This window comes from Microvirga sp. P4_G7 (genome assembly GCF_056401005.1).
The window spans coordinates 1-1,060 of the sequence record NZ_JBFUKD010000970.1 but is presented as its reverse complement, the minus strand read 5'-3'; the positions used below and the strand labels follow the sequence as shown (position 1 = coordinate 1,060).

The following is a 1,060-nucleotide window of genomic DNA, read 5'->3' as shown; positions in this document are numbered from 1 at the left end:
TCTTCAGACCGACTACATCGATCTCTACCAATCCCATCGCGACGATCTCGAAACGCCGCAGGATGAGACGCTCAATACCTATGCCGATCTCATCCGTGAAGGCAAAGTGCGCGCCATCGGCGCCTCGAATTTCACCGCGGACCGTCTCACAGAGGCGGTTGCGATCAGCAAGAAAGCCGGATTGCCGCGCTACGAGAGTCTGCAGAACTTGTACAACCTGTACGACCGCGCGGAGTTCGAGAAAGATCTGCTGGGCTTGTGCCGAGACGAAGAGATCGGAATCATCCCTTATTACGGTCTCGCGAGCGGCTTTCTGACCGGCAAATACCGAACCGAAAAGGATTTCGGCAAGAGCGCCGCGCGGGGTGGCCGCATGCCAAAATACTTGAACGATCGTGGATTAAAGATTTTGGCGGCCCTCGACGATGTGGCCGCTCAAACGCGTTCCAATCCTGCCCAGGTCGCTCTCGCCTGGCTGATGACCCGGGTCACGTCGCCGATCGCCAGTGCGACGAGCCTTACACAACTTGGTGATCTGATTGCCTCGACGCGCCTCGCACTGGACGAAGCAATGATCGAAACCTTGAACAAAGCGTCCGAGGAAAAGGCAGAATAGAATCAGGCGTTCGGCAGTAATGCGGCGGGGCCGAAATCGACCCCGCCCCTAATTTCCCAACTAGCCTTTGTGGCGAGTGTCTTGCGGCTTGCCGCCCTGACGCTGTTCACCTTGCTTCTGCTGCGGCATTTCCTGTTTGCGCGGCTCCGGTTGCTTACCGCGCTGATCGTCTTTTTGATGTGGCATTATCGTTTCCTCATAATGCTCCGGGCGTGACGCCCGGGGGACAACACATCCTCGACGGCTCGGTTCGAGCGTGACGGTAAATTTCCTGCATGGCAGGCATTCCATTGAAGACGAGCCGAACGCCAATTAGCTTCTATACTTCGGCCAATCGGCAATTCACAGAAATCCCAGGTTTTTAAATGAGCGATCCTATCGACGTCTTGTTCGAGCCCCTTCAGCTCGGTGATCTCACATTGCCTAATCGGCTCGTCATGGCTC

Annotated in this window: 1 protein-coding gene; it reads left to right on the top strand. The window is 56.1% G+C overall.

What is annotated here, in order from left to right; all coding sequences use genetic code 11:
- A partial coding sequence (locus AC1DT3_RS22290) for an aldo/keto reductase (RefSeq protein WP_477467353.1) occupies nucleotides 1-616 on the top strand: 616 nt, incomplete at its 5' end.
- Nucleotides 617-1,060: the final 444 nt, after the last annotated feature.